The following is a 25,611-nucleotide window of genomic DNA, read 5'->3' on the forward strand; positions in this document are numbered from 1 at the left end:
GCGCGCGTCACGCCGACGACGACGCATCGCCGTCAGGCGCGCCGGAGAGGTTTTGCTCGTCGTTGTAACGGATCAGATCCGCGTCGCGAACGATCCCGAGTTTCTTCATCGCGCTTGACTTCTGCGAACTGATGGTCTGCTTGCTGCGATGGAGCTGCGCGGCAATCTCTCCCACCGTGTAGCCCGCGCCGAACAACCGGACAACCTCGATCTCGCGTGTCGTCAGTGCGCGGGCGGCGGGCTCGGATTCGACGTCCTGCAGGAGCTGCTTGATGTACGGCGACATGTAGTTCGCGCCGACGTAGGCGGCATGCACGGCGCCGATCAGGTGCGAGATCGCGTCGGACTTGCTGAGAATGCAACTCACGCCCTGCTTGTGGATCGCGCGCAGCACGCTCGGATTGTCGATCATCGTGATCGTCACGATATGCAGCGCGGGATAGCGGCGCTGCAGGAACGACAGCAGCACGAGCCCGTCGCCGTACTTGCCGCCCGGCATCACATAGTCGAGCACGAGCACGTCGCTCTGCTGCGCGTCGAGCGCCGCGACCAGATCCGTCGAGTTCGAAACGGTGCCCACGAGCTTGATCGTGCTGTTGCCCTGCAGCGCCTGCGAGATGCCGAGCGCGGACGCCGGATGATCGTCGGCTACCATCACGCGCACAAAGAATTCGTCCATGTTCCTGTTTCCCCGAGGCTTTCAGTCACGCATCCGGTCCCCGTCGCGACGGGGAGCATGCTCGCGCCATCGTGCGATGGCTGGCCGTATTCGGCGCACCGGACAAATAGTGCCTCAATTTTAAGATAAATCCCGGTTTGCCTTTCAATCGACGCATGGCCGCGCGGCGGACGATGCATCTGCGCCCGCGGCGCGCACGATGCGGCGGCACGGCGACACCGCGCAGATTTGCCGAAGCTCGCGACGGTTCGGAGCGTTACGGAAGGCCGCGACGTCGTCCTGCCGCGCTCCCTGGTAGCGCGGCCGTGCCGCGACACGGCGCGCTATCGGTGGCTCGAATCGCCGGGCAGATCATGCGAGTTGCCATCCACCCTATTTTTCCACTCGATCAGCGCACGTCGCCGCTGAACCGGTGACATCAGCAAAAACTCGTTCATCATCGTCAGGAATTCCCGGCGAGACTTCTCAGAAAGTGCGGCGAAATCGAGCAACAGTGCGAATATCTTCCCTACATGACGCACGATGTTCCCCTCCAGTATTGATTTGAAATCTGCCGCGCGACGTGCGTCGGCACCCTGCCGCTGTTGTTATCTCGAATACTTGTTGATGCGATCGCTGCTGTTGGTTATTTGTCATGCAATTCCGTTTCATGATTGGTTGAGCCCGATGGGCATGCGGCCACGCATGCCTCCTTCGCCGCAGCCGCGGCACGTCGCTGCCACGCATGCGCAAGCGCGCCGCGCAGGTTCCCGAGCGTCACGGGTTTCGTCAATACGCGCCGAACGCCGGCTGCCGTGCAGCGCTGCATGCCTTCGGGTGTCGCATGTGACGTCACGACCAGTACGTCGCACGCGGCATCGACGCCGCGTGCCGCTTCGGCCAGCTGGTGCGCGCGCATGTCGGGCAGATCGTCGCCGATCAGCAGCACGTCCCAGCCGTCGCTGGCCAGCGATTCGAGCGCCGCGCGCCCCGATCCGACCTCGGCTGCCCTGCAGCCGAGCGCGTCTAGTTGCTCGCTGAAAATCGAGCCGTTGATGGTTTCGTCGTCTGCGACGAGCACACGCAATGCGCGACTGCCGTGCGCGGCCGCGTCGCGCGACGTTTCAGCTGTCGCCGAGCCGCGAGCATGCAGGTCGTCACGCCACAGGTCATCGCCCGATACGACATCGATCCCGCATTCATCGCCCATCGGGCCGCCAAGCGCCAACGCGGCGCGCAAGCCGCCGAGCGAATAACTCGACACGCGTACCGTGTCGCCCGCGCGATACGGTTCGAGCGGGCCGTCGGGTATCGCGAGTATCAGCGGCGCGCAATCACTCAGGCTGTTCAGATCCGCTTGCGACCACGTGTCGGAATCGCCGAACAGCACGACCGCGCCGTGTCGTGCAATGCCGGCCGGCAGACTCGACGGGCTGTCGTACACGCTGACGTCGAATCCCCATGCCCGTAGATGCGGCAACGCAAAATCGCACCATCCGGGATGCGCGGCGATCAGCGCCAGCACGTGTGGGTGTGCCGCGCGCGGCCGGTCGAGCGCGGCGACGTCCATGCCGAGCGGCAGATGCACCATGAAACGGCTGCCGACGCCCGGCTTGCTCTCCACCGTGATGCGGCCGCCCATCGCCGCGACAAGCCGGTCACACAGCGCAAGCCCGAGCCCGGTGCCGCCGTAACGCCGCGTGATCGACGTGTCGACCTGCGAAAATGCCTTGAACAGCTTGCGTCGATGTTCAGCGCCAATTCCGATGCCGGTGTCCTCGACCTCGACCGACAGTTCCGGCGCGTCGTACCCTTCGGCAACGACCGCGACGCGCACGGTCACGCGACCGACGTCGGTAAACTTGAGCGCGTTGCTCAGCAGGTTGCGGAGCACTTGCGCGAACCGGGTCGGATCGCCGCGCATCTGTTGCGTACTGCTCGCATGGATCTCGCAGAATAGCTGCACCCCCTTCGCCTTCGCGATCGTCGCGAACGCGTTCAGCTCGCGCTCGACCGCCGCGGTCACGTCGAACGCGATCGATTCGACCGACATCGCGCCGGCCTCGATCTTCGAGAAATCGAGAATGTCGCTGACGAGCGCGAGCAGGCTCGTCGCCGACGTGCGCAGCGTATGAACGCGGCCATGCTGGGTCGCGTCGAGTGCCGAGCGCTCGAGCAGTTCGAGGTTGCCGAGAATCACGTTCAGCGGCGTACGGATCTCGTGGCTCATCGCCGCGAGGAACGACGATTTCGCGGCGTTGGCCGAATCGGCCGCGCGCACGGCCTCTTCCAGCTGCTGCACGAGTTGCCGCTTCGCGCTCATGTCGGCGACAGCGGCGATCAGCACGTCCGTGCCCTGATAGCGGGCGCCACACGCGATGAATTCGAGGTGCAGGTCCGCGGCTTGCACGTCTCCCACCAGAAGGTCGCCGTACAGCACGCCGCCCGCGTGGCCGCGCGCCTGCCATGCGTCGGCCACCTGGCTCGACAGCACGTGATAGTCACCGCCGATCCGCTCGACCATGTCCGTCAGCGCGGGGCTCACGAGCATGAAATGCCCGTCGTCGCGCGCGATCAGCCCGAGCCCGATCGGCGCCATCTCGATCACGCTGCGGCACAGCGCTTCGCTGTCGAACACGCGCTGCGAGCTCACATAGAGCGGCACGAACTCCCGCCGATGAAAGCGCAGCAGCAAGCCCCACATGACCATGAGCGCGAGCAGTGTCGCGGCGCCGAGCGTACCGGCCGAATGCGCGACATCGGCCGCGATGTCGGTCCACGACAGCGCATACGCAAGCGTCCAGCCCGTCGATTCGAGCTTGCCGTGAAACAGCAGGAAGCCGTCCCGGAACACGGGCGCGCTCGACGACGACGCGCCGCCCCGCCACGGGTTCAGCTTCAGCAGGCTTTCCACGCGGCCGGTTTCGCCCGCCGTGGGATCCATCGTGACGAGCCGGCCATCGGCCGTCGTGATGTAGAACATGCCTTCGGGGCGATAGTCGGCGAGCCAGGACAGCAGGTAATCGGGCGGATATTCGGTGACGAGCACCGCGAACGGCTTGCCGTTGTCGCGCGCCTCGGCCGCGAGCCGGATGCGCGGCTGCCCGGACACGGGATCGGTGAACGGCGCCAGCCAGCGCACGTGCGGGCGCGCATCGACGATGCCCGGATAGGAGCGCTCGAAATCGACGCGCAGCGCATCCAGCACGCGTGCGCGGCTTTCCGGCGAAACCAGCGCCGGATCGTCGCGATCCCGATGGGGTATCAGCGCGAACAAGCCCGTGCGCGTGCTGTAGTGATAGCCCTCCAGCGTGCGGCCGCGATTGAGCGAACTGGCCGCGCAGATGCGTGCCAACAGGACCGACAGCGACAGATAGCGCGCGACTTCAGCCCGATCGCTGTTACGCGCGGGCACGCCGACGACGAGCGACGGATGCGGACGGGTCGCGACGCGCTGGTCGTTGAGGAAGAAATCGTCGACGACCGCCGCCGGCACGTCGCTGGCCTCCTGCCAGATCAGTTGCGCATTCGCGACGCCGTTGCGGAACGAGGTTTCGCTTACCTGGATTTCGTTCAGCGTCTGTTCCAGGCCGTTCAGGTAGTTGCGCCGCTGCCCCTCGACATAGCCCGAGACGATCGACGCCATCCCGAGACCGCAAGCGATCAGGACAAGGATGGTAACGACGATACCGCCGCCGAACACCGAAATGCTCTGATAGCGACGAAGGGATTGAAGCGGGCTCTGCGACATGGCGCGGCAACGATTGCGAGCGCTGCCGGAACGACGTCGTTCCGGCACTCGCAATCGTCTCGGGAAACACCTGGAATAATGGGATTTCCGATCATGCCAAAGGCCCGCGGGGGTGTCCTCATCGTACGAACCATTTCGTACACGTCAAAACTGACGGCATCATAATTTCGGACTTGAACGAACTTTGACGCGGTAAATTCGAGTCGTTTGTTTCGCGTTGCGTTGACAGAGCGTTCGGCGGGTTAGCCGCTCAGGCAACACATTGGACTGCAGTTTTTTTAGAGATAGCCCCGGCCGCGCGGCTAGCTGATGCGTAACGACGGCGGCCAATACCGACTGCCCGTCGATTTTCCGGCCGTACCCGGCTCGCTGCCAAAAGAAAGGGTTCTTCGCGGATCGACGTGAAGAACCCTTGAAAAACATCGTTGCGGGAAAGACCGAGCCGGCGATGGCGCGCGAGCCGCCATCGCCAGTCGCCAACCCGTCCGGTACCTATGCCGAACGGGCCTCGCATCGAAGCCGCGACAGCGCGATGTGCCCGGGAGGCGAGCGTCACTGCAACGAAACCCGGCTCCCGGAACGGGACCGATCAGTTCCCGATTTCGCCGAAATCGAGGCCCGCGAGCGGCACCGCCGCCGCGCTTCCGCTCACGCTATTGCCTTGCATCCAGCCGAAGTTGACGCCAACCAGCCCGCCGTACCACTGGTCGTAGCCGGCCGTGTAGGCAATACGGCTGCTCGAGCTCGAACGATCGACGTTGCCGAAGTTTGAGCCTGCCACGCCGCCCAGGCGGGAACCGCGCCCGCCGGACACCGTACCTGACGACGACGACGACGCGATCTTGCCGTCGTTTTCGCCGACGAGGCCGCCGACATTACTCCAATCCCCGCCCTTCGCGGAACCGGAGGCGCTGGACGCATCGATCGATGCGCTCATGACGCTCTGCCCGACCAGACCGCCGACGTAGCTATCGGCGCCCGCGACGACGTCGCCCGACGCGCTCGACGACGACACGCTGCCTTCGTTGCGCCCGACCAGGCCGCCGGCGCTGCCCGTACCGGCAATGTTGACGCTCCCGCGCGCACTGGCATTCGCCACCTTGCCCGCGTTCTTGCCGACGAGCCCGCCTGCGATGCCGTTCGCAGCGGTCGATACACTGCCTGCCGCCGAGGAAGCGACCACCTCGCCGCTGTTCTCGCCGACGAGGCCGCCCACGGTGCTCGATACGCCGGCAATAACCGGGCCGCGTGCATCGGACGACTTCACGCTTTCGGTGTTGACGCCGACCAGGCCGCCCGCCACGCTCCGCGCGCCGACCTTGACCGTCCCCGTGGCCGACGAACCGTCAATTGCGCCGTCGTTCAAACCGACCAACCCGCCGGCCTTCACGTTGTCGCGCCCGTCCACGTTGCCGTTCGCGCTCGACGCGATCACCTGGCCGAGGACGCCGTTACGGCCGACGAGGCCGCCCAGTTCGCTGTCGGCGCCTGTCGAGACCTTGCCGTTCGCGGTGGATGCGCGAACCGTGCCCGCGTTATATCCCGCGAGCCCGCCCGCCACCGCGGCGTTACCGGCCTGAACGCTGCCGTTTGCGGTCGACGCCAGGATCGTCGCACGGTTGACGCCGGCGAGCCCGCCGACGATGGCCGACTTGCCGGCAACGACATTGCCACCCGCCGTCGACGCGGCGATCTTGCCGAGATTCTCCCCGACCAGGCCGCCCGCCTTGGCGTTGTCGCCCACGGTCACGCCGCCGGTCGCGTCGGATGCCTCGATCGACGCGGCGTTGTAGCCGACGAGGCCGCCCGCCGTCGCGTCATGGCCAGCCCGCACGCTCGCGGACGACGAGGATGCCTTGATGCTCCCGCCTTCATGGTAGCCGACGAGGCCGCCGGCGCGCGCGCCGCGGGCCAGGGCGCTGACGCTGCCCGCGGCCGTCGACGCCGCGATGGCGCCCCGGTTGATACCGACCAGGCCGCCCGTAACGCCGGACGACCTGCTGCTGACCTGTACGTCGGCGTGGCTGTTGCTGATGGTCGCCTCGCCACGATTCGGCGAAAGGAACGTGCGGTTTTCTCCAGCCAGACCGCCGACATACATCGCCTCCTTGCCGCCTTCGACGCGGCCCGAAACGGATGCGCGATCGATCCGTCCGCTCAGGTTGCTGCCGACGAGACCACCGACGATCGCGTGGCCCTCGCCGCTCACCACGACGTCTTTCGCCTTCACGTTCGTGATGTCGCCTACGTTGTAGCCGGCCAATGCGCCGACGCTGATCGGCGAGACGACTTGCCCGACAAGGCCGCGCGCCGTGATTTTGTCCAGCACGAGGTTGAAGATACGGCCGCCGTTGACCGCAAACAACCCGACGGTCGCGCTACCGGGATTCGAGACCGACAGATTGCCGATGGTATTGCCCAGACCGTCGAACACACCGCCGAACTTCGCACGGTTGCCGCCGAGGCTGCGGAATTGCGCACCCTTGCCGTCGATCGCATTGCCCAGCACGTAACGGCCGTTCATGTTGCCGTCGACACCGCGCAACCCCGCGAGATCGTGGATCACGTCATACGCTTCGCCGTTCGCCGAGAACGACGCGTTGCGACCCGACAGCGTCACCACCGCATCGTCGTTCGTCAGCGTATGGCCGCTGCCCGTGTTCAACGCCAGGCTCGCGTTTTCGCCCGTCAGCGTCACCTTGTTGCCAACGCGAATCTGTTGCGCCGCGTTCATCGTCACGCCCGCGTTCGCGCCGCTCGCCGTCAGCGACTGCTTCACGTCGACGCTGCCCTTTTTCGACGTCAGCGCCAGCGCGTTGTCGCTCGCCCACGTCACCGCATCGCCCACCGTCAGGTCGCCCGATGTGTTCGTCAGCGCAACGTTCGTCGTGCCCAGGTTGCGCGACAGCGTCTCACCGTCGATCGCACCATCGGCGCTACCGACTATCACGCCTGTACCACCGTTGCCGGTATTGCCGTTGATCCCGCCTCCGATGACGAGACCGCGCTTGCCGGCCCGTGCAGCCGCACTAACCCCCGCGTTGGCAGCCTCGATCGTCCACTGGCCGGTGCGGCCCGACGCCGCGCGCGTGTCCACCTGCGCGTCACGCGACACCGCCACCCGCTCGCCGCGCGTCGTCACCGTGCCGCCTGCCGTCGACGCGTCCTGCGCGCTCGCGTCCAGCTTCCCGCCGACCTGAACCTCGCCGCCGTCCAGCGTGATCTTCCCGGCGCGGCTGCTCAGCCCCTTCGCCTCGATCGTGCCGCTGTTCTTAACCACCGATCCCAGCAGATCGCCGGCCGCGCGCGCCGTCATCAGCACTTCCCCGCCGTCCGCCTTCAGCAGCCCGCCGTTATGCGCCTGCGCGTCCACCGCCCCGCCTTCAACCTGAAGGTTCAGCAGCCCGTTGCCGTCGAAGTTCACGTTGAACGCATTGCCCGCGCCCAACGCCACGCGGCCCATCTGCGCGCGGATCACGCCCGTGTTCGACACCCGCGCACCCAGCAGCGCCACGCTCCCGCCGTCCGCCGCCGTGATCGTTCCGGCGTTCTCCACCGACTGACCCGACGCACCCGCGAACCGGTAGCGGCCCGCCAGGAAATCCGCGTCCGACAGGTTCTGCGTCGACGCCACCAGACCGCCCACGTTCACCTGCGCGCCCGCGCCGAACATCACCCCGTTCGGGTTCACCAGGAACACGCGCCCGTTCGCGTCCAGCTGACCTTGAATCTGGCTGCCGTTCGCGCCGATCACCCGGTTCAGCGCGATCGACTGGTTCGTCGGCTGCCGGAACGACACCCGCTCGCCGCCGCCCACGCTGAAGTCCTGCCAGTTCGTGATCAGCTTGTCCGTGTGCTGGTTGATCGACATCGTCTTGCCGTCCGTCGACGTCGCGATGTCCGCCTTACCCGACGCAATCTCGCCGCCCGTCGGCAGCGCATACGCGCCCGATGCGGCCGCCAGCCCCAGCAGCGACACACCCGCCGCAAGCAGGCGCTTGCCGCCGCCCGACTTGCCGCGACGGCGCGCCGTTTCCCCGACTGCGCACCAGCCACCTTGCGCTTCGTTCCACACCAGTGAATAGGCCTTGTTCATATTTGTCGTTTCCTCATGATCGGTTTGTATACGAATAATTATTTCGCATACCTATACAACTATTTGTCGAGCGTCGAACGGTGATATTCGTTGCTCGTTCCGCAGACGATGAATCCGTCCGCGCCGTGCCCGCCGGCTCCAATCTGTCCCGGAACCGGCATGCCGTGTGCGGGCGGCACCGTTGGATTCATGGCACCGCCCGAGGCATTCGCTTCCTGCGCTGAAGGGAATTACCGACTGCCGTCGATCCGGCCGAAGTTGATGCCGGCGAACGCCTCACGTGCGGCCGCGCCGGTCGTCTTGCTCGAATCGATGTTCCCCGCGTTGAATGCCACGAATCCGCCTCTCATCGCGGCCGAGAGCGCCCCCTGATAATTGAGCATTGAACTGGTCTGCGACGAACGGATCGCACCATAGTTCACGCCCGCGAACCCGGCGGCATACGAAGCGGCGGTAGTGACCGTCCCCGAAGATTCCGAGTCGGCGATCAGTGCGCCATGGCCATTCCACCCGGCAAACCCGCCGACGAACAGGCCGCCGAGGGCCGTTACGTTGCCCGAAGCCTTCGAGTCCCGGACAGCACCCGTGTTTTCGCCGACCAGTCCCCCGGCGTAGCTGCCGTGCGCCGCAGTGACCGATCCCGTCGCGCCCGACCCCGAAATCGTTCCGCGGTTCAGGCCCACGAGTCCGCCAACCCGACTCTCCGAGCCGGCATGCACGGTTCCGCCCGACGTGGATTGTTCGATTGTCCCGTCGTTCACGGCGACGAGCCCGCCCGCGCGACCGGCGTCGCCGACACTTGCATCGCCTGCCGCCTTGCCCCGACGGATCATGCCGGCATTCCTGCCGACCAGGCCTCCCACGACACCGCCAGCGATGTCGCTCACGCGTCCATTCGCTGCCACGTCTTCGAGCACGCCGCCGTCGATGTTCTCCCCCGCGAAGCCGCCGGTGGCTGCCGCGACCTTCGTGTTCACCTCGCCGTACGCTTGCGAGCGCTCAACCTGACCGCCTCTGTTGAGCCCCACGAAGCCGCCGACCGTGCTGCCATTCGTCGCGCTCACGATGCCGTGTGCAGACGAACCACGAATCGTGCCGTGGTCGCTGAGGCCGACCGCGCCGCCGACGAAGCTCGACTTCCCGGCCGACACATCGACCGTCGAGACCGCGTTGTCGATTACACCGCCCAAGGTGCGGCCGACGAGACCGCCCACGTGCGCGCGATCGCCTACCGAGATCTTGCCGGCACTCGTCGAATCCGACACCGTCGCATACAGATTCGTGCCAACGAGACCACCGATGTCGCGCATGATGTGCGATGATCGCAGGCCCGTGATCGAGACATCGGCCCGGCTGTTCGTGATCCGTGCCCCGAAGGCGTTCCTGCCGGCGATGCCGCCGATCGAATCGGCCGTATCGTTGCCGGCGATGGTGCCCTGGAATCGGGCACCGTCGATGACGCCGGCGACGTTGTCGCCGACGAGGCCACCGACGAGGCTGCCGAAATTCCCGGTCGACGAAATCGTCGTGTTCGTCGCGCGAACGTTCGAGATCGTGCCGTCATGATTGGCTCCGGCCAGCGCACCGACCGACGCGGTTGTTCGGTTCGACGGCCCGCTAACGGTGAGCGAATCGAGCGCGAGATTCGCGATACGGCCGCGATTCATCCCGAACAGGCCAACGTACTGACCGTTGCCATTGACCGCCAAGCGGGAAATCGTGTTACCCAACCCGTCGAACACACCGCCGAATGCGCCGCCGCCGCCGAGGCTGCGGAATTGCGCACCCTTGCCGTCGATCGCATTGCCCAGCACGTAACGGCCGTTCATGTTGCCGTCGACACCGCGCAACCCCGCGAGATCGTGGATCACGTCATACGCTTCGCCATTCGCCGAGAACGACGCATTGCGACCCGACAGCGTCACCACCGCATCGTCGTTCGTCAACGTATGGCCGCTACCCGCGTTCAACGCCAGGCTCGCGTTTTCGCCCGTCAGCTTCACCTTGTTGCCGACGCGGATCTGTTGCGCCGCGTTCATCGTCACGCCCGCCTTCGCGCCGCTCGCAGTCAGCGACTGGTTCACGTCGACGTTGCCCTTTTTCGACGTCAGCGCCAGTGCGTTTTCGCTTGCCCACGTCACCGCGTCGCTCACCCTGAGGTCGCCCGACGTGTTCGTCAGCGCAACGTTCGTCGTGCCCAGGTTGCGCGACAGCATCTCACCGTCGATCGCGACGTCGGCGTTACCGCCGACCCCGGCGTTGGCCGCCTCGATCGTCCACAGGCCGGTGCGGCCCGACGCCGCGCGCGTATCCACCTGCGCGTCGCGCGACACCGCCACCCGCTCGCCGCGCGTCGTCACCGTGCCGCCCGCCGTCGACGCGTCCTGCGCGCTCGCGTCCAGCATCCCGCCGACTTGAACCTCGCCGCCGTCCAGCGTGATCTTCCCCGCGCGGCTGCTCAGACCCTTCGCCTCGATCGTGCCGCTGTTCTTAACCACCGATCCCAGCAGATCGCCGGCCGCGCGCGCCGTCATCAGCACTTCCCCGCCGTCCGCCTTCAGCAGCCCGCCGTTATGCGCCTGCGCGTCCACCGCCCCGCCTTCAACCTGAAGGTTCAGCAGCCCGTTGCCGTCGAAGTTCACGTTGAACGCATTGCCCGCGCCCAACACCACGCGGCCCATCTGCGCACGGATCACGCCCGTGTTCGACACCCGCGCACCCAGCAGCGCCACGCTGCCGCCGTCCGCCGCCGTGATCGTTCCGGCGTTTTCCACCGACTGGCCCGACGTCCCCGCAAACCGGTAGCGACCGGCCAGGAAATCCGCGTCCGACAGGTTCTGCGTCGACGCCACCAGGCCGCCCACGTTCACCTGCGCGCCCGCGCCGAACATCACGCCGTTCGGGTTCACCAGGAACACGCGCCCGTTCGCGTCCAGCTGACCTTGAATCTGGCTGCCGTTCGCCCCGATCACCCGGTTCAGCGCGATCGACTGGTTCGTCGGCTGCTGGAACGACACCCGCTCGCCGCCGCCCACGCTGAAGTCCTGCCAGTTCGTGATCAGCTTGTCCGTGTGCTGGTTGATCGACATCGCCTTGCCGTCCGCCGACGTCGCGATGTCCGCCTTACCCGACGCAATCTCGCCGCCCGTCGGCAACGCATACGCGCCCGACGCGGCCGCCAGCCCCAACAGCGACACACCCGCCGCAAGCAGGCGCTTGCCGCCGCTCTTCTTGCCGCGACGGCGCGCCGTTTCCCCGACTGCGCACCAGCCACCCTGCGCTTCATTCCACACCAGTGAATAGGCCTTGTTCATTTTGGTATCCTCTTCAATATGCTTTATAGAACCCACCCTGTCGGACGGGCCGATCACGCGCGCTCAGAAATATTGAGCGGCCTGAACCCATACGCTCGGCGCGCGGGTCGGCGAGCCGAACGCCGCGCCGAGCGGCCACGCGGCCGTCAGCGTCACCTGGCGCTTCGCGCCGAACCAGCTCGCGCCGACACCGCCGGCCTGCATGTGCTGTATGTTTCGCCCTTGCGACCACGGGTACTTGTCGGCCTGCACGCGCCCGGCGTCGACAAACGTGCTGATCTGCCATCCCGGCGCGACGAGATACCGCAACTCCGCGCTGGCCTGCCAGCCCTGGTCGCCGCTGCCGGCGCCGAGCGCGTAGGCGCGCACGCCGTATGGGCCGCCGAGACTGAATTTCTCCGATTCGTCGAGATTGCGCGACGCGAGCTGCGCACTGAATTGCGTGTACAACTCGAACCGGCGCCCCAGCGCCTGCACTCGCAGCGCGCTCACATTCAGCTTCGTAAAGCTGCCGATCGATTTTTTCAGCGCATCCGCTTCGAATGGATCGTTGCTGCGCAACCGCCCGACGCCGAACATCACCGAGAACCCGTTGCGGCCGCCGCCCAGCCAGCCGTCCTGACTGTTGCCGCTGATGCCGAAGGTCCACAGGCCAACGTTCTTGTCGCGCCGAATGTCGAATACACCGTAGTCGTCGCGCAGGTTCTTGTTTTCGTACTGGATCTGCGCGGTGACGTTCAGGTTTCGCGCGCGCACGAGCGGCTGCGTCACATACGCGGTCTGCACGCTCGCGCGGCCGCTGGAATCGAGATCCGAGAATGCTCCGCCGAGCCGGTAGCGCAACGACGAATACGCAACGCCGACTCGCGTCGACGCGGGCCCGACCGGTAGCTGGTAGCCGGCGCGGTAGTAGCGCTGCAACTCGTTGCTGACGAGCCCGCGCAGGCTCAGGCGATCGCCGAGCCGCAGCGGCGAATTGACGTCGACGCTGCCGCCGACACGGTAGCGCCCAAGCGCTGCGTCGCCGAAGTTGTCGAATTCGAGCGATCCGGACGCGAGCGGCCCTTTGTCGGCGTCGACGACGAGATCGGTGGTGCCGGGCATATCGCCCGGACGCAATGTGCCGCGAGCAGCGACGCCGGCCAGGTCGTCGAGCAGCAACAGGCTGCGCTCGAGACCGGACCCGCGCACGACATCGCCCGGATGCAGCGCCGAGAGCGGCTGGCGCAGCGCGGTACCGAGCACGCGCGAATGATTCTGGATCGTGATTGCGCCGTAGCGCCCTTCGGCGATTTCGATACGCACGACGCCGTCGTCGATGTCCTGGCGAGGCAGATAGGCGCGTGCAAGCACGTAGCCATGGCGGCGATAGTAGGCAGTGATGCGCGCGGCGGCGCGTTGCAGGTCGGCGAATCCCAGCGTGCTGCCGGCAAGATCGGCGACGAGCGGCTGCAACTCGTCGTTGCCGAACACGGTATTGCCGTCGAACGCGAACGCGCGAACGAGCACGCGAGGCCCCGACTCTGGCGCGCTCTCGGCAGCCTCTTCCGACGGCGCCACCGTCAGCTCGGGCACAGCTTCCGGCGGCAGATCCGGCCGTGGTGCCTCGATATCGCGCATCGCTCGCCCCGCATCCGGCACTTGCGCATGGACCGGCTCGAACAGGCTCGCGGCACCGCCGCAGATCAGCGCCACGCACAATGCGTGGCGAACCCGCGGGACCACACCGACGTCGTGCGACACCGAACGCGAACCGGCCTCGCGCGACCGCGTCGCTTCGACGCTACCGATGTCGGCCCGAAGGCGGTCGACGACTTGCATATGATCTACCCACATGGAATACATTCGGACCTGGCCGACAAGGCACTTGCCGACTGTGACTCAATCGCCGAATGCTACAGACAGACATTCCGCATGTATTTAGATCACGTACGAAAATTCGTGACGTAATTGTTAATTGCCGGAGCAGCCGCGCGACATGCCCAAATGGCAAAAAACGGCTTCCGCTTTATCGGAAGGATGGAAGCAAGTCGGCAGTCGGCCGGATTCTGGCGCGAGCACGGTTGACCACCTGCAGCGGCACGCCTAAAGTGGCATTCCTTTTTACACCGCTCACGCAAGAAGGATTGCAATGACCGACTTCTCCACGCTCGCGTTGTTCTCGGGCGCGTGTCTCGCGCTGACGGCCACGCCGGGCCCCGACATGCTGCTGATCGCATCGCGCAGCGTGAGCCAGGGCCGGCGCGCGGGCTTCGCGACGCTCGCCGGCATTCAGGCCGGCACCTACTGTCATGCGCTCGCTGCCGCGCTCGGGCTGTCGCAGCTCTTTCTCGCGGTACCGATCGCATACGACATCGTGCGTTTCGCCGGCGCTGCCTATCTGCTCTATCTGGCGTGGAAGACGTTTCGTTCGGACGCGACCGCGCTATCGCCCGTCGCGTCGCGGCGCCGGCACTCGACCGCCGCGATCTTCCGTCAGGGCCTGACGACGAACCTGCTGAATCCGAAGATGGCGCTGTTCGTGCTCGCGCTGTTCCCGCAGTTCGTGCGGCCCGGGCACGGCTCGATCGCCGTGCAGATTCTCGTGCTCGCGACGGTGCTCAACCTGATCGGGCTCGTCGTGAACGGCGCGGTGATTCTGTCCGCGAGCCGGCTGAGCCAGCGGATCGGCGCGCGCCGCCGTCCGTCGAAACTGCCGCAATACCTGCTCGGCACGGTGTTCGTGGGGCTCGCCGCGCGACTCGCGGTGGCGGGACGGAACTGATCTCGCCGCCTCCCGAAGCACACGAGCAGGCCTGATATCCATTCGGATAACTAGTCGAATTCAGGTCACCGGCAAACAATCTGGCTCGCACATCAGCAACGAAGCACCGGAGAAACGTCTGGACGTTTCTCCGGTGCTTCCGTGCATTCGACGAGCCGCCCTCATGACAAACACGACGGCGCTCCTTCTTGCAAGGAAATAACAAATTTGTTACCATGCGAACCGTCGCGTATGAAATCCATTTCTTCAGCGAGCAAGTCGAGGCAGGCGTGTTTGCGTTGCCGAAGACGCTGACCGCCAGGTTCTTCGCACTCGCCGACCGTATGGAGCAGTACGGCCCGAATCTGGGCGAACCTCACACCAGGCCGATGGGCGACGGGTTGTATGAAATGCGCTTGAAGGGCCTGGAAGGTATCGCCCGTGTGTTTTACTGTGCGGCCGTCGACCGGCGGATCGTCATGCTTCACTGCTTCGTGAAGAAGACGCAGAAAACGCCGGGGAAAGAACTGGAAACCGCGCGCCGCCGATTGAAGGAGATTCGATATGGCAACCTATAAGGCACTGCGCGAGCGCGCATTGTCCGATCCGAAGGTACGCGCCGAATACGACCGGCTGAACCGCGAGGAATTCGCGCTGCTCGACGCAATGCTGGCCGCCCGGCGAGCCGCCGGTCTTTCGCAGGCCGATGTGGCAGAGCGCATGGGCACGAAGGCGCCTGCCGTCACGCGGCTCGAACGCGCGCTCGCGACAGGCCAGCACTCTCCGTCGATTGAAACACTGCGCAAGTATGCAGCCGCGTGCGGAAAGAAACTCGTGATCTCTTTTGCCTGAGTCACACCGGACGACTGACGGCTCACCTCCGCGCTTCCGCTCTATTCTCTGTCCTCGAACACATCGCAGGCGCAATCGCGCGTATCCGCCACCACGCGCAGTTCCCGACTGCCCATCAAGCTCGCCGGCGTCACCGTGCGGCGCTGCCACGGAATCCGGCCGAAGTACCAGACCTTCCAGAAACCGAGCGGATGATCGGGATTCCGGCGCAGCAGCGTGTCGAAGGTCTCGACGTCGCCGAGCGCGATCCGCGTCGCGTCGCGCACCACTTCTCGAACGAAACGCGAACAGAACTGCCGGCGCGACGCGAGATTGAAGCCCGTGTCGTAGACCACGCCGACCCGGCGCATCGCCGCGTCGACGAGCCGGCTTCGCTGCGCGGCATCGAGTGGCTGCTTCAGGCGCGCGATCACGCAGGCGCCGCGATCGGAACGCGCGAGAAACCGCGACATCGTCGTGACGCGCGACAGCGGAAACGTGCTCTCCGCAACCAGTACCTCGCCGCCGCGCTCGCCGACGACGATCCCGACGTGATTCGTCCACGAGCGCGTTGCGCTGGCCACTTCGAGAAACGGCCGCACCGTCACGCGGATGAACACGATGTCGCCGATCTCCGGCTCGACCGGCAACGGCATGTCATGCGGTTCGGGAGAACCGACGGAGAAAAGACGCCGCCGGCCCGCGCCGGGCGAGCGAATCATGAGCGGCCGGCAGCCGGTATCGACAACCATACGAACCTCGCGCGAGTGAACATGGCGCGAGCATGTCAGCAGCAGCCGCGCACCGCATCCGCTGCATGCGCGAGGGTGAGAATCCGCGCCGCCGGGTAGCGAAATTCGATACCGGCGAGACGCGTGGCGCGCGATGCCGAGCGGTCAGCGCGTCGCGCCCAGCGCCACGCGCAACCGTTCCATCAGTTGCGTGTAATGCCGCAGCACGTCGTCCCTGGGCACGACATTCGCGGTCGCGAAACGATCGGACCACGCCGGCTTCCATTCATACGAGCCGTGCACGCTGCGGTCGCCGTCGGGCGCCTGGATCAGCGAACGGATCCGCGCGTCGCGGCCCGGGCCCGTGTGCATGTCGAACAGCGCGTGAATATACGTGTGATACGCGTTGTACACATCTTCGTCGAACAGATAGCGGTAGATGTGGAACGTGCGGTCGAGCTCACGCTTCGCGCGGATCACGTCGTCCGGCGAGATGTCCTTCCAGTAGCCGATCCACGTATAGAAGCACAGCAGCGCATTGAGCTGCGGCGCGACCGCGTCGTACAGCGCGAGCCGCTTCTCGATCAGCCGCTGGTTGGTCCACTGCACGAGTTCGAGCCGCTTCAGCCGGCGCGCGACGAGCCAGCCGAGACACGCGACCGACAGCGGCGTCAGCACGCCGAGCACGAGCTTGACGATTTCCAGCGAATTCCACGGATTGTTGAATGGCTGCATGGTGACCCGACAAGAAGAAACGCATCCGCGCCGGCGCATGACCCGGCGCGCGGCGCCGCCTGCCCGATCGCATCGACATTGACCGTTAGTTGCTTGTGCATCGAACGTCGCACGGCGGTGCGAGCAATACGCTCGAAGCGGCGTGACACGCCAGTTTATCCGGCGATTGTCGCCGAGCCGTGACCGTTCGTCGACTCGTCTCCGCACGCACGCGCCGCGCTAGGTCGGAAGCGCCGACGTGAGCTTGACCTTCTGCATCGGAATATCGGTCTTCACGCTCAGCACGCCCGGGATGCGCGTCAGGGTTTCCATCTGGAAACGCCGGTAGTCGTCGATGTCGGCCGCGACGACGCGCAGCAGGAAATCGCAGTCGCCGGCCATCAGGTGGCACTCGACGACTTCCGGCATCTGCTGAACGGCATCGGCGAAACGGTTCACGGATTCCGCGTCCTGCCCCTTCAGCCATACGCGCGTGAAGATGGTCAGCCCCTTGCCGACCTTCGCGGGATTCAGCACGGCCACGTATTTCTCGATCACGCCCGCTTCCTCGAGAAGCCGCACGCGCCGCAGGCACGGCGACGGCGACAGCCCGACCTCGTGCGCGAGTTCCACGTTCTGCATGCGGCCGTCGCGCTGGAGCGCGCTGAGGATCCGCCGGTCGATGGCATCAAGTTTCATTTGGCATCAGATTCCAAAAAATTCTCAAATCACGCGTTCAATGCCAAATTCTCCGAAATCCATGGCGACAACGCAACCCGATTCGAGTCAAAAAAGCAGACAATCCCTCCCCCGAAGGAGGAGTCATGAGCAGTAGCGTTTCAACGTCGTCCGGGCTTCGCGACAAGCCCGCCTATGTCGCCGAGATGGGGCGCGGATTGCGCGCGGCGCTGCCCGTCATGCTGGGTTTCGTGCCGTTCGCGCTGGTGCTGGGCGCGCAGGCGGCGCAAAAAGGGTTGAGCCTGTTCGAGGTACCGATGATGACGGGCCTGAACTTCGGCGGCGGGTCCGAATTCGCGGCGATCCATCTGTGGACGTCGCCGCCGCATATCGCGCTGATCGTCGCGATGTCGTTCCTCGTGAACTCGCGGCACATCCTGATGGGCGCCGCGTTCGCGCCGTACATCCGGCGCCTGCCGCGCCGCCGCGCGTTCGCGGCGCTGTTCTTCATGTGCGACGAGAGCTGGGCGATGTCGCTCGCCGATGCGCGCTCGCGCTCGGCCACGCACATCAGCGTCCCCTATTACGCAGGCATCTGCGCGGGGCTCTACCTCACGTGGATCTCGATGACCACGCTCGGCGCGGCGGTCGGCCCGACGATCGGCAACGTCGAGCAGTACGGCTTCGACATGGCGTTCACGGCCGTGTTTCTGGTGCTGCTGCGCGGGATGTGGAAAGGGATGCGCGCGAGCCGCCCGTGGTTCGTGAGCCTGGTCGTCGCGGCAGCCACGCACCTGGCCGTGCCCGGCGCGTGGTACGTCGCGGCCGGCGCGTGCGCGGGACTGATCGCCGCGCTGCGGTGGGAGCCGCGCGATGCCTGAGCTTCCGGATTTCAGCACCGTCGCGACGATCGTGCTGATGGCCTCGACGACCTACCTGTCGCGCATCCTCGGCTACGTGCTGCTGCGCAACCGCACGCTCAGCCCGCGGATGGCATCGGTAATGGAGAACGTGCCCGGCTGCGTGCTGATCTCGGTGATCGCGCCGGCCTTCGTGTCGACGCGCCCGGCCGACCTGCTCGCGCTCGCGATCACGCTGCTCGCGGCGACACGCCTGTCGATCCTGCCGACCGTCATCGTCGGCGTCGTGTCGGCGGGGCTGCTGCGGCACCTGATCGGATAGGGCCTGTTCCCGCTGATAGCGGGAACAGGCTCCAGGTTCCGACTCGCCGCGCACGCGGCACCTCCACCGACGAACGGGCGCGCGACGCGCCCGTTTTCACGTCCGCGCCGGCGACACGACACGACGATTCTCACGCCGGGATGCTAGCCTTGTGGCTTGCGCCACGCTGCACTTCCCTCTCATCGCCCATCTCCGCGAGGACCGCTCCGATGCAAGAAACCCGCCCGCTTTTCGACCGCGTCCTGCTGACCAACGACGACGGATTCGACGCCCCCGGCCTTGACGTGCTCGAACAGGTCGCCACGCAACTGGCGCGCGAAGTGTGGATCGTCGCGCCGGCCGAAGACCAGAGCGGCACGTCGCATTCGCTGAGCCTGCACGAGCCGCTGCGCGTGCATCGCAAGGGCGAACGCCGCTTCGCGGTGCGCGGCACGCCCGGCGATTGCGTCGCGATCGCGGTCAGCCACCTGATGAAGGACGCGCGGCCCGACGTCGTGCTGTCCGGCGTGAACCGCGGTGCGAATCTCGGCACCGAAACGGTGTTTTCCGGCACGGTCGGCGCCGCGATGACGAGCATGCTGGTCGGCGTGCCGGCCATCGCGCTGAGCCAGGCGTTCGCCGATCGCAACGCGGTGCCGTGGAACACGGCGCTCGCGCATGCGCCGGACGTCATTCGCCGGCTCGTCGCCGCCGGCTGGGACAACGACGCGTGCCTCAACGTGAATTTCCCGGCACGCCCCGCGCAGGACGTGCGCGGGCTGAAGGTGACGAACCAGGGCGCCGGCACGCTGCAGGGCGTCGAGATCGTGTCGGGCCGCGACCCGCGCGAGATCGACTATCACTGGCTGAAGCTGGCGCGCGCGCCGCGCGACGACGACGCGGATTCGGAAACGGTCGCGCTGGGCGAAGGGTATATGGCCGTCACGCCGCTGAAGTTCGAGCGCACGCACGACGGCGCGCTCGCGCGGCTGCGGTCGAATCTCGGCTGATCGGGTTGGCTGGGTTGGCTGGGTTGGCTGGGTTGGCTGGGTTGGCTGGGTTGGCTGCTTCGGCAGCTTTGGCCGGGCGGCCGCTTCGGCGCTTGCGCACGACGCCTGCGCGAGGTGACCCCGTTGCCCGGTCGCGTCGGCGCACAACGTCGCGTACGCGGCCGCCCGCACGGCGTCACGTCAGGTTCAATCCTCCGTCGAGCATCACGATCTCGCCCGTCACGTAATCGGACGCGACGAGCATCGCGACCGTCTGCGCGATGTCGTCCGGCGTCGCCGCGCGACGCATCGGCGCGCGTTCTCGCCAGAGCTGCTGTGCTTCGGTCCAGCCGGCGGTCAGCGGCGTATCGACCAGCCCCGGCGCGACCGCATTGACGCGAATCGCCGGCGCGAGCGTGCGCGCCAGCAGCCGCGTCGTGTGATTGAGCGCGGCCTTCGCCGCCGCATACGGAATCGACGCGCCTTTCGGCCGCACGCCCGCATGCGAGCTGACGTTCACGACGCAACCGGCCCGCCCGCGCGACGCCGCTTCGAGCAGCGCGGGCTGTGCTTCGGCGACGAGCCGGAACGGCGCGATCACGTTGATCTCGTGTATCTCGCGCCACACGTCGGGCGTCGCCGCCGCGAGGTCCTCATGCGGAATCACGCGGCTAATCCCCGCATTGTTGACGAGCACGTCGAGCCGCCCGTGCACGGCGAGCGCGTCGCGGATCAGCCGCACGCGCCCGGCATCGTCGGCGAGATCGGCCTGCACGTAGGCCGCGCCGAGTTCGCGCGCCATCGCGCGTCCGATGTCGGCCGAACTGCGGGAATGCAGGATCACCGCATAGCCGTCCGCCGTCAGGCGGCGCGCGATGGCCGCGCCGATCCCCGACGTCGAGCCGGTGACGAGCGCGACGGGCCGATGCAGGCGCGACGCGCGCGGCTCGGCAGCGGCTTCGGTTTCAGGCTCCGTTTCGGAAATCGGGGCATGCATCGGCGGGAGCGGCGCGTCCATATCGGGGAACCCTGTCGGTGGCGTTCCCGCATCATAAGCGCGACGACGCGAGCAGGATATCCATCGTCACTTCCTCGAACAGCGGCGTACCGAGGCAAAACACGCTACCGACCGGGTTCAGCGAACAGATGCCGGGCACGGGCAGCACGTACCACGCGGAAAGCTGGCCGCAATCGTCGCTGCCGGGAATCGGGAAGCCGGTCCGACACGATCGCTCTCGCGTCGATACAGGCCAGCCGCACGAGCCGTGATACCAGCGAAAACGGGGGCAGCGACGATCGTCACAACCGCTTGACCCAGCGATCGCCGGGCGCGGTGACCTGCAGCCTGCATCAGGGCATCGCCGATCGGCTCAGCGCTGCTTCGGCAGATCGACAAAATCCTCGAGCTCGCCGGCCACGTACAGCCGCTTGCCGATTCTCGGGTATTCGCACACGTCGTGTTCGAGGCGCTGCCCGGCGACGATCAGTTCGAGCGGCACGTCACCCGTGTTCTGCAGCGTGTGTGCTTCACCGCCGCGCGCGAAGCCCAGGAAATCTCCGGGCCCGACGTCGTAAGGGCGTTCGCCGATCGTGACCGTCCCCGTGCCGGACAGCACGTACACGCATTCTTCCTCGTACAGGTGACGGTGGTATTCGGCCGATTCGTGGCCAGGCATCAGCGTGAGCAGGTGGAAGCCGAACTGCGTGATACCGGTCAGGTCGCTGAGCGGTCTTTTGAAACGAACGGCATTGGGATTCAGCGAATGCACGGCGCGCGTCGGTTCCATCTTCGCGATATCGGCGGCCTTCAGCAATTCCCGGGGAGGGGTGATCGACATGGGGGGCTCTCGTTGGCGTGACTGCATCGGTTGGACGCGCCACCCGGGGCCGGCGAACGGGCAGCCGTCGAACGGGCGACGCGGCGCATGGGCGCGCCCCGGCATTGTCCGACATTTCCGGCCGCGTGGAGACACGGCATCGCATGGCGACGCCGGTTCGCCGCCGCTCCGGCCCCGCCACCCGTCAGCGCACGGGCGTGCCGCGCAGTTCAGTCAGCAGCGCCACGAGCCGATCGATGTGCGCGTCTTCCGTGCGCCACGACGACACGCTGATCCGGAACGCCGGACGCCCCTGCCACACGGTTGCACCGAACCACACGTCGCCCGAATCCTGCGCGGCCTCGCGGATCGCGACGGTTTCCTCGTCCGTGCCGGCGCGCACCAGCACCTGGTTCAGCACGACGCGGTTCAGCACGTCGTAGCCGGCCGCACACAGGCCGTCCGCGACACGCGATGCCTGCGCGCAATGCCGCTCGACCATCGTGGCCAGCCCGGCACGGCCGAGCGAGCGCAGCGCGGCCCACACGGGAATGCCACGCGCACGCCGCGAGAATTCGAGGTTCAGGTTCTTCTGCGCGTCCTGCGCGCCGCTCAGGTAGACGGCATCACTGTTCATCGCGGTCGCGAGCGCGTCCGCGTCGCGGCAGATCACCATCGCGCCGTCGTACGGCGTGTTGAGCCACTTGTGGCCGTCGGTCGTCCAGCTATCCGCGCCGTCGATGCCGTCCGTCAGCGCGCGTTTCGACGACGCGCGTGCCCACAGGCCGAACGCGCCGTCCACATGCACCCATGCGCCGGCCGCCTTCGCAGGCGGAATCAACGCCGCGAACGGATCGAATTCGCCGGTGTTCACTTCGCCGGCCTGCAAGCAGAGGATCGTCATGTCGTCGAGCGGCGGCAACTGCGCCGGGTCGATGCGACCGTGTGCATCGACCGGCGCGACGACGAGACGCTTCAGCCCGAAGCCGAGCACGCGCAGCGCCTTCTTCACCGTGATGTGCGCAAGCTCGGAGATCACGACCTTCACCTCGGGCGCGCCGATCAGGCCGTCCTCGTCGACGTCCCAGCCCTTGCGTGCAAGCAGTGCGCGCCGCGCGGCCACCAGCGCGACGAGCGTGCACGCCGTCGCGCTCGTGCCGAAACCGACCGCGCTGCCTTCGGGCAACGCAAGCGCGTCGACGACCCAGCGCGCGGCCTGACGCTCGATCGTCGCGGCCACCGGCGAATTCGCATACGACGACGCGCACTGATCCCACGCGAGCATCAACCGCTCGGCCCCCGCCGCGGCCGGCAGCGCGGCGCCGATCACGAAGCCGAAGTAGTTCGGGCCGTTCGACGCGACGGTCGCGGGCGAGCCCTGCTCGTCGAGCAGGCGCAGCACGTCGTCGGCCGGGCGGCCCGTATCGGGCAGCGGCTCGTCGAACGCGGCGAGACCGGCCAGCGCGGCCGCATCGGGAAACGCGCGCCGGTCGTTCGTCGCTGCCAGGTACGCGTGCGCGCGCCGGTCGGCGTCGGCCAGCAATGCAAGTTCGTCCATATCGGTTGCCTCGGTGGGGATCGGTCGAATCAGAGTTGCGAGAGATCGCGGCCGAGCTGCTGCAGCGCGCCGTCGATCCGCTTGTAATACGTGAACTTGCCGACACGGGTCGCCTGCACGAGCCCGGCATCCGCGAGGATGCGCATGTGGCGCGTGGTCGTGGCCGGCGCGATGCCGAGCTTCTCGGTGATGTACGTGCAGCACACGCCGAGTTCGTCGAAATCGCCGTGCGGCTGCGGCGGGAAATGCTTGCGCGGCTGCTTGAGCCAGCGCATCACGGCCAGACGGCTTTCGTTGGCCAGTGCGCTGATGCGGGTGACGTCGTCCATGGGGTTGGAAGGCTTTGTTTAACGTTTCGCATGTTAGCTAAATGACGAAACGTGGGCAATCTGATCGAGGTCCGATTTCAGGCTGTCGCGTCACGTTCGGGATCACGACATCGGCATTCGATGCGATCGCGGCAAAACGGCTGCCACACCCTCCCGCAGGCAGCGCGAGCAACGCGCCTTTACGCCCCCGCCAGTGCCTGCGCCAGCCGCTCGATCAACGCGCGCACGCGCCGCGGCTGCACGGCACTGCCCGGATAGACGATCTGCAAATCGACGTCGCCCGGCGAGAACGCGCGCAGAACCTCGACGAGCGCGCCGGACGCCAGATCCCGTTCGACGTCGACCAGCGACTTCAGCGCGACGCCGTGCCCCGCGATGCACCACGCGCGGACGAGCGCGCCGTCATTGGCTACGCGCCGGCCACGCACCATTACGCGCTTCAGTTCGCCATCGATGCTGAACGGCCATTCGGCATACAGGTCGGGCCCGAAACGCATCACGATGCAATCGTGCGCAGCGAGATCGTCCGGATGCCGTGGCGTGCCGTGCGCAGCGAGATACGCGGGCGACGCGCACACCGCGCGCCGTGCGCGGCCGAGCGAACGGCTGTGCAGCGAACTGTCCGCGAGCGTGCCGCGACGGATCGCGAAATCGAGCCCCTGCCCGACGAGATCGACGTAGCCGTCGCCGAGGTGCAGGTCGACCGTGACGCCCGGATGCTCGGCCAGGAACGCGTCGACGACAGGCACGACGCGCTCGTGCCCGAGATCGGCCGGCGCGCTCAGGCGCACGGGCCCCGACAGCGTCTGTACGCCTGAGCGCACGCGGCTTTCGAGTTCGCCGGCCTCGGCCAGCAGGCGCCGCGCGCCGGCAACCAGCGTGCGGCCCTCGTCGGTCAGGCTGATCGCGCGCGTCGTGCGCGTAAGCAGCGCCGCGCCGTAGTGGCGCTCGAGCGCCGCCAGCCGTTCGGACACCGTGGCCGGCGACAGGCCGACCTCGCGACCGGCCGCGGCCAGTCCGCCCTTTTCCACGATGCGCAGGAACAGCGCGAGGTTATCGAGCAGCATTATTCGCCTTATCCGAAGGATATTTTCGAATTCTGCCCAATTATCTGAAATATCCGCAAGCGATACAGTGTGATTCCGCCGACGGGCGCACGTCCGGCACGCGCCGGGCTTCGACCATTCAAAGGAAACGCACATGGAATACCGTACGCTCGGCCGCTCCGGCCTCAAGGTTCCCGTCCTGAGCTTCGGGGCCGGCACGTTCGGCGGCACCGGCCCGCTGTTCGGCGCGTGGGGCAACACGGGCGTCGACGAAGCGCGCCGCCTGGTCGACATCTGCCTGGAAGCCGGCGTCAACCTGTTCGACACCGCCGACGTGTATTCGGACGGCGAATCCGAACGCGTGCTCGGCGCGGCGCTCAAGGGCCGCCGCGACCGGGTGTTGATTTCGACGAAGACGGGCCTGCCGACCGGCGATGGCGCGAACGACGCGGGCACGTCGCGCGCACGGCTCGTGCGCGCCGTCGACGCCGCATTGGGCCGCCTCGACACCGACTACATCGATCTGCTGCAGTTGCACGCGTTCGACGCGGGCACGCCGGTCGAGGAAGTGATGTCGACGCTGGACGATCTCGTACGCGCGGGCAAGCTGCGCTACATCGGCGTATCGAATTTCGCGGGCTGGCAGATCATGAAATCGCTTGCGGCAGCCGATCGCTACGGGTGGTCGCGCTACGTGGCGAACCAGGTCTACTACTCGCTCGTCGGCCGCGACTACGAGTGGGACCTGATGCCGCTCGGCGCGGACCAGGGCCTCGGCGCGCTCGTGTGGAGCCCGCTCGGCTGGGGCCGGCTCACCGGCAAGATCCGCCGCAACGCGCCGCTGCCCGAAGGCAGCCGCCTGCATGAAACGGCCAGCTACGGGCCGCCGGTCGACGACGAGCGCCTGTACGACGTGGTCGATGCGCTCGACGCGATCGCGGAGGAAACCGGCAAGACCGTGCCGCAGATCGCGCTGAACTGGCTGCTGCAACGACCGACCGTGTCGTCGGTGATCATCGGCGCGCGCAACGAGGAACAACTGCGCCAGAACCTCGGCGCGGTCGGCTGGTCGCTGACCGATGCGCAGGTCGCGACGCTCGACGCGGCGAGCGCGGTGCAAGCGCCGTATCCGTACTTCCCGTATCGCCGGCAACAGGCGTTCGCGCGACTCAATCCGCCGATGCGCGGGTAAGGG

At 66.8% G+C, this 25,611-nt stretch carries 22 protein-coding genes; 7 read left to right on the top strand and 15 right to left on the bottom strand.

Annotated elements, in window-relative coordinates:
- Nucleotides 1–7: 7 nt before the first annotated feature.
- The 6 genes from BT264_RS08640 to BT264_RS08665 form a co-directional block, all read right to left on the bottom strand.
- Nucleotides 8–679: a response regulator gene (locus tag BT264_RS08640; protein ID WP_072438188.1), complete on the bottom strand. Its 672-nt coding sequence runs from the start codon at nucleotides 677–679 to the stop codon at nucleotides 8–10.
- 323 nt (nucleotides 680–1,002) lie between these two features.
- Nucleotides 1,003–1,200, bottom strand: coding sequence for a hypothetical protein (locus BT264_RS39560; RefSeq protein ID WP_059709215.1), 198 nt, complete (start codon nucleotides 1,198–1,200; stop codon nucleotides 1,003–1,005).
- 104 nt (nucleotides 1,201–1,304) lie between these two features.
- Nucleotides 1,305–4,409, bottom strand: a complete 3,105-nt coding sequence (locus tag BT264_RS08650; RefSeq protein ID WP_072438186.1) for an ATP-binding protein — start codon at nucleotides 4,407–4,409, stop codon at nucleotides 1,305–1,307.
- A 589-nt stretch (nucleotides 4,410–4,998) separates the two neighbouring features.
- A complete protein-coding gene (locus BT264_RS08655) occupies nucleotides 4,999–8,505 on the bottom strand; it encodes a two-partner secretion domain-containing protein (RefSeq protein WP_072438184.1) in 3,507 nt (1,168 codons plus the stop codon).
- A gap of 230 nt (nucleotides 8,506–8,735) precedes the next feature.
- Entirely contained in the window at nucleotides 8,736–11,876 is a 3,141-nt protein-coding gene (locus tag BT264_RS08660; RefSeq protein WP_256260592.1) for a two-partner secretion domain-containing protein, read from the bottom strand.
- A 6-nt stretch (nucleotides 11,877–11,882) separates the two neighbouring features.
- Nucleotides 11,883–13,655 carry a ShlB/FhaC/HecB family hemolysin secretion/activation protein gene (locus tag BT264_RS08665; protein WP_256260593.1) on the bottom strand — a complete coding sequence of 591 codons (1,773 nt, stop codon included), beginning with the start codon at nucleotides 13,653–13,655 and terminating at the stop codon, nucleotides 11,883–11,885.
- A 295-nt stretch (nucleotides 13,656–13,950) separates the two neighbouring features.
- Here BT264_RS08665 and BT264_RS08670 point away from each other — a divergent pair, with 295 nt between their 5' ends.
- From BT264_RS08670 to BT264_RS08680, 3 genes are all read left to right on the top strand, one after another.
- Nucleotides 13,951–14,583 carry a LysE family translocator gene (locus tag BT264_RS08670; RefSeq protein ID WP_072438180.1) on the top strand — a complete coding sequence of 211 codons (633 nt, stop codon included), beginning with the start codon at nucleotides 13,951–13,953 and terminating at the stop codon, nucleotides 14,581–14,583.
- Between the two features lie 215 nt (nucleotides 14,584–14,798).
- Nucleotides 14,799–15,140, top strand: coding sequence for a type II toxin-antitoxin system RelE/ParE family toxin (locus tag BT264_RS08675; RefSeq protein WP_072438178.1), 342 nt, complete (start codon nucleotides 14,799–14,801; stop codon nucleotides 15,138–15,140).
- Nucleotides 15,127–15,414: a helix-turn-helix domain-containing protein gene (locus tag BT264_RS08680; RefSeq protein ID WP_072438177.1), complete on the top strand. Its 288-nt coding sequence runs from the start codon at nucleotides 15,127–15,129 to the stop codon at nucleotides 15,412–15,414. Before BT264_RS08675 ends, BT264_RS08680 begins: the two co-directional genes overlap by 14 nt.
- A gap of 41 nt (nucleotides 15,415–15,455) precedes the next feature.
- Here the strand turns inward: BT264_RS08680 and BT264_RS08685 are convergent, their stop codons facing one another.
- The 3 genes from BT264_RS08685 to BT264_RS08695 form a co-directional block, all read right to left on the bottom strand.
- Entirely contained in the window at nucleotides 15,456–16,145 is a 690-nt protein-coding gene (locus BT264_RS08685; protein ID WP_072438176.1) for a YebB family permuted papain-like enzyme, read from the bottom strand.
- A 144-nt stretch (nucleotides 16,146–16,289) separates the two neighbouring features.
- A complete protein-coding gene (locus tag BT264_RS08690; protein ID WP_072438174.1) occupies nucleotides 16,290–16,859 on the bottom strand; it encodes a hypothetical protein in 570 nt (189 codons plus the stop codon).
- A 219-nt stretch (nucleotides 16,860–17,078) separates the two neighbouring features.
- Complete coding sequence (locus BT264_RS08695) at nucleotides 17,079–17,537, bottom strand: Lrp/AsnC family transcriptional regulator (RefSeq protein WP_006749370.1); 459 nt, start codon at nucleotides 17,535–17,537, stop codon at nucleotides 17,079–17,081.
- Nucleotides 17,538–17,662: 125 nt separating this feature from the next.
- On the opposite strand from BT264_RS08695, the gene BT264_RS08700 reads away from it, so the two are divergent.
- From BT264_RS08700 to surE, 3 genes are all read left to right on the top strand, one after another.
- Entirely contained in the window at nucleotides 17,663–18,397 is a 735-nt protein-coding gene (locus BT264_RS08700; RefSeq protein ID WP_072438172.1) for an AzlC family ABC transporter permease, read from the top strand.
- Nucleotides 18,390–18,698, top strand: a complete 309-nt coding sequence (locus BT264_RS08705) for an AzlD family protein (RefSeq protein WP_034181866.1) — start codon at nucleotides 18,390–18,392, stop codon at nucleotides 18,696–18,698. Before BT264_RS08700 ends, BT264_RS08705 begins: the two co-directional genes overlap by 8 nt.
- 209 nt (nucleotides 18,699–18,907) lie before the next feature.
- Nucleotides 18,908–19,687: a 5'/3'-nucleotidase SurE gene (gene surE, locus BT264_RS08710; RefSeq protein ID WP_072438170.1), complete on the top strand. Its 780-nt coding sequence runs from the start codon at nucleotides 18,908–18,910 to the stop codon at nucleotides 19,685–19,687.
- A 175-nt stretch (nucleotides 19,688–19,862) separates the two neighbouring features.
- Here the strand turns inward: surE and BT264_RS08715 are convergent, their stop codons facing one another.
- From BT264_RS08715 to BT264_RS08740, 6 genes are all read right to left on the bottom strand, one after another.
- Complete coding sequence (locus BT264_RS08715) at nucleotides 19,863–20,684, bottom strand: SDR family NAD(P)-dependent oxidoreductase (RefSeq protein ID WP_072438167.1); 822 nt, start codon at nucleotides 20,682–20,684, stop codon at nucleotides 19,863–19,865.
- A gap of 31 nt (nucleotides 20,685–20,715) precedes the next feature.
- Nucleotides 20,716–20,988: a glycoside hydrolase domain-containing protein gene (locus tag BT264_RS40445; protein ID WP_110281324.1), complete on the bottom strand. Its 273-nt coding sequence runs from the start codon at nucleotides 20,986–20,988 to the stop codon at nucleotides 20,716–20,718.
- A gap of 48 nt (nucleotides 20,989–21,036) precedes the next feature.
- Nucleotides 21,037–21,504 (bottom strand): cupin domain-containing protein, encoded by a 468-nt coding sequence (locus tag BT264_RS08725; protein WP_072438165.1) that lies wholly within the window; start codon nucleotides 21,502–21,504, stop codon nucleotides 21,037–21,039.
- 184 nt (nucleotides 21,505–21,688) lie between these two features.
- The gene (locus BT264_RS08730) at nucleotides 21,689–23,041 is read right to left on the bottom strand and encodes a pyridoxal phosphate-dependent decarboxylase family protein (RefSeq protein WP_072438163.1); all 1,353 of its coding nucleotides are present in this window, start codon (nucleotides 23,039–23,041) and stop codon (nucleotides 21,689–21,691) included.
- Between the two features lie 29 nt (nucleotides 23,042–23,070).
- Nucleotides 23,071–23,370 (bottom strand): ArsR/SmtB family transcription factor, encoded by a 300-nt coding sequence (locus BT264_RS08735; protein ID WP_034181860.1) that lies wholly within the window; start codon nucleotides 23,368–23,370, stop codon nucleotides 23,071–23,073.
- A gap of 179 nt (nucleotides 23,371–23,549) precedes the next feature.
- A complete protein-coding gene (locus BT264_RS08740; RefSeq protein WP_072438161.1) occupies nucleotides 23,550–24,437 on the bottom strand; it encodes a LysR family transcriptional regulator in 888 nt (295 codons plus the stop codon).
- A 133-nt stretch (nucleotides 24,438–24,570) separates the two neighbouring features.
- Here BT264_RS08740 and BT264_RS08745 point away from each other — a divergent pair, with 133 nt between their 5' ends.
- Nucleotides 24,571–25,608 (top strand): aldo/keto reductase, encoded by a 1,038-nt coding sequence (locus BT264_RS08745; protein WP_072438159.1) that lies wholly within the window; start codon nucleotides 24,571–24,573, stop codon nucleotides 25,606–25,608.
- The last annotated feature ends 3 nt before the right edge of the window (nucleotides 25,609–25,611 follow it).

This window comes from Burkholderia sp. NFPP32, assembly GCF_900119325.1.
Classification (GTDB): domain Bacteria; phylum Pseudomonadota; class Gammaproteobacteria; order Burkholderiales; family Burkholderiaceae; genus Burkholderia; species Burkholderia pyrrocinia_C.

Coding starts and splice junctions, on each gene's coding strand:
- BT264_RS08725 (WP_072438165.1), bottom strand. CDS start 21,504: ATGTCGATCACCCCTCCCCGGGAATTGCTGAAGGCCGCCGATATCGCG.
- BT264_RS08695 (WP_006749370.1), bottom strand. CDS start 17,537: ATGAAACTTGATGCCATCGACCGGCGGATCCTCAGCGCGCTCCAGCGC.
- BT264_RS08735 (WP_034181860.1), bottom strand. CDS start 23,370: ATGGACGACGTCACCCGCATCAGCGCACTGGCCAACGAAAGCCGTCTG.
- BT264_RS08730 (WP_072438163.1), bottom strand. CDS start 23,041: ATGGACGAACTTGCATTGCTGGCCGACGCCGACCGGCGCGCGCACGCG.
- BT264_RS08745 (WP_072438159.1), top strand. CDS start 24,571: ATGGAATACCGTACGCTCGGCCGCTCCGGCCTCAAGGTTCCCGTCCTG.
- BT264_RS08665 (WP_256260593.1), bottom strand. CDS start 13,655: ATGTGGGTAGATCATATGCAAGTCGTCGACCGCCTTCGGGCCGACATC.
- BT264_RS08700 (WP_072438172.1), top strand. CDS start 17,663: ATGAGCAGTAGCGTTTCAACGTCGTCCGGGCTTCGCGACAAGCCCGCC.
- BT264_RS08670 (WP_072438180.1), top strand. CDS start 13,951: ATGACCGACTTCTCCACGCTCGCGTTGTTCTCGGGCGCGTGTCTCGCG.
- BT264_RS08690 (WP_072438174.1), bottom strand. CDS start 16,859: ATGCAGCCATTCAACAATCCGTGGAATTCGCTGGAAATCGTCAAGCTC.
- BT264_RS08650 (WP_072438186.1), bottom strand. CDS start 4,409: ATGTCGCAGAGCCCGCTTCAATCCCTTCGTCGCTATCAGAGCATTTCG.
- BT264_RS08640 (WP_072438188.1), bottom strand. CDS start 679: ATGGACGAATTCTTTGTGCGCGTGATGGTAGCCGACGATCATCCGGCG.
- BT264_RS08655 (WP_072438184.1), bottom strand. CDS start 8,505: ATGAACAAGGCCTATTCACTGGTGTGGAACGAAGCGCAAGGTGGCTGG.
- BT264_RS08675 (WP_072438178.1), top strand. CDS start 14,799: ATGCGAACCGTCGCGTATGAAATCCATTTCTTCAGCGAGCAAGTCGAG.
- surE (WP_072438170.1), top strand. CDS start 18,908: ATGCAAGAAACCCGCCCGCTTTTCGACCGCGTCCTGCTGACCAACGAC.
- BT264_RS08680 (WP_072438177.1), top strand. CDS start 15,127: ATGGCAACCTATAAGGCACTGCGCGAGCGCGCATTGTCCGATCCGAAG.
- BT264_RS08740 (WP_072438161.1), bottom strand. CDS start 24,437: ATGCTGCTCGATAACCTCGCGCTGTTCCTGCGCATCGTGGAAAAGGGC.
- BT264_RS08715 (WP_072438167.1), bottom strand. CDS start 20,684: ATGGACGCGCCGCTCCCGCCGATGCATGCCCCGATTTCCGAAACGGAG.
- BT264_RS08705 (WP_034181866.1), top strand. CDS start 18,390: ATGCCTGAGCTTCCGGATTTCAGCACCGTCGCGACGATCGTGCTGATG.
- BT264_RS08685 (WP_072438176.1), bottom strand. CDS start 16,145: ATGGTTGTCGATACCGGCTGCCGGCCGCTCATGATTCGCTCGCCCGGC.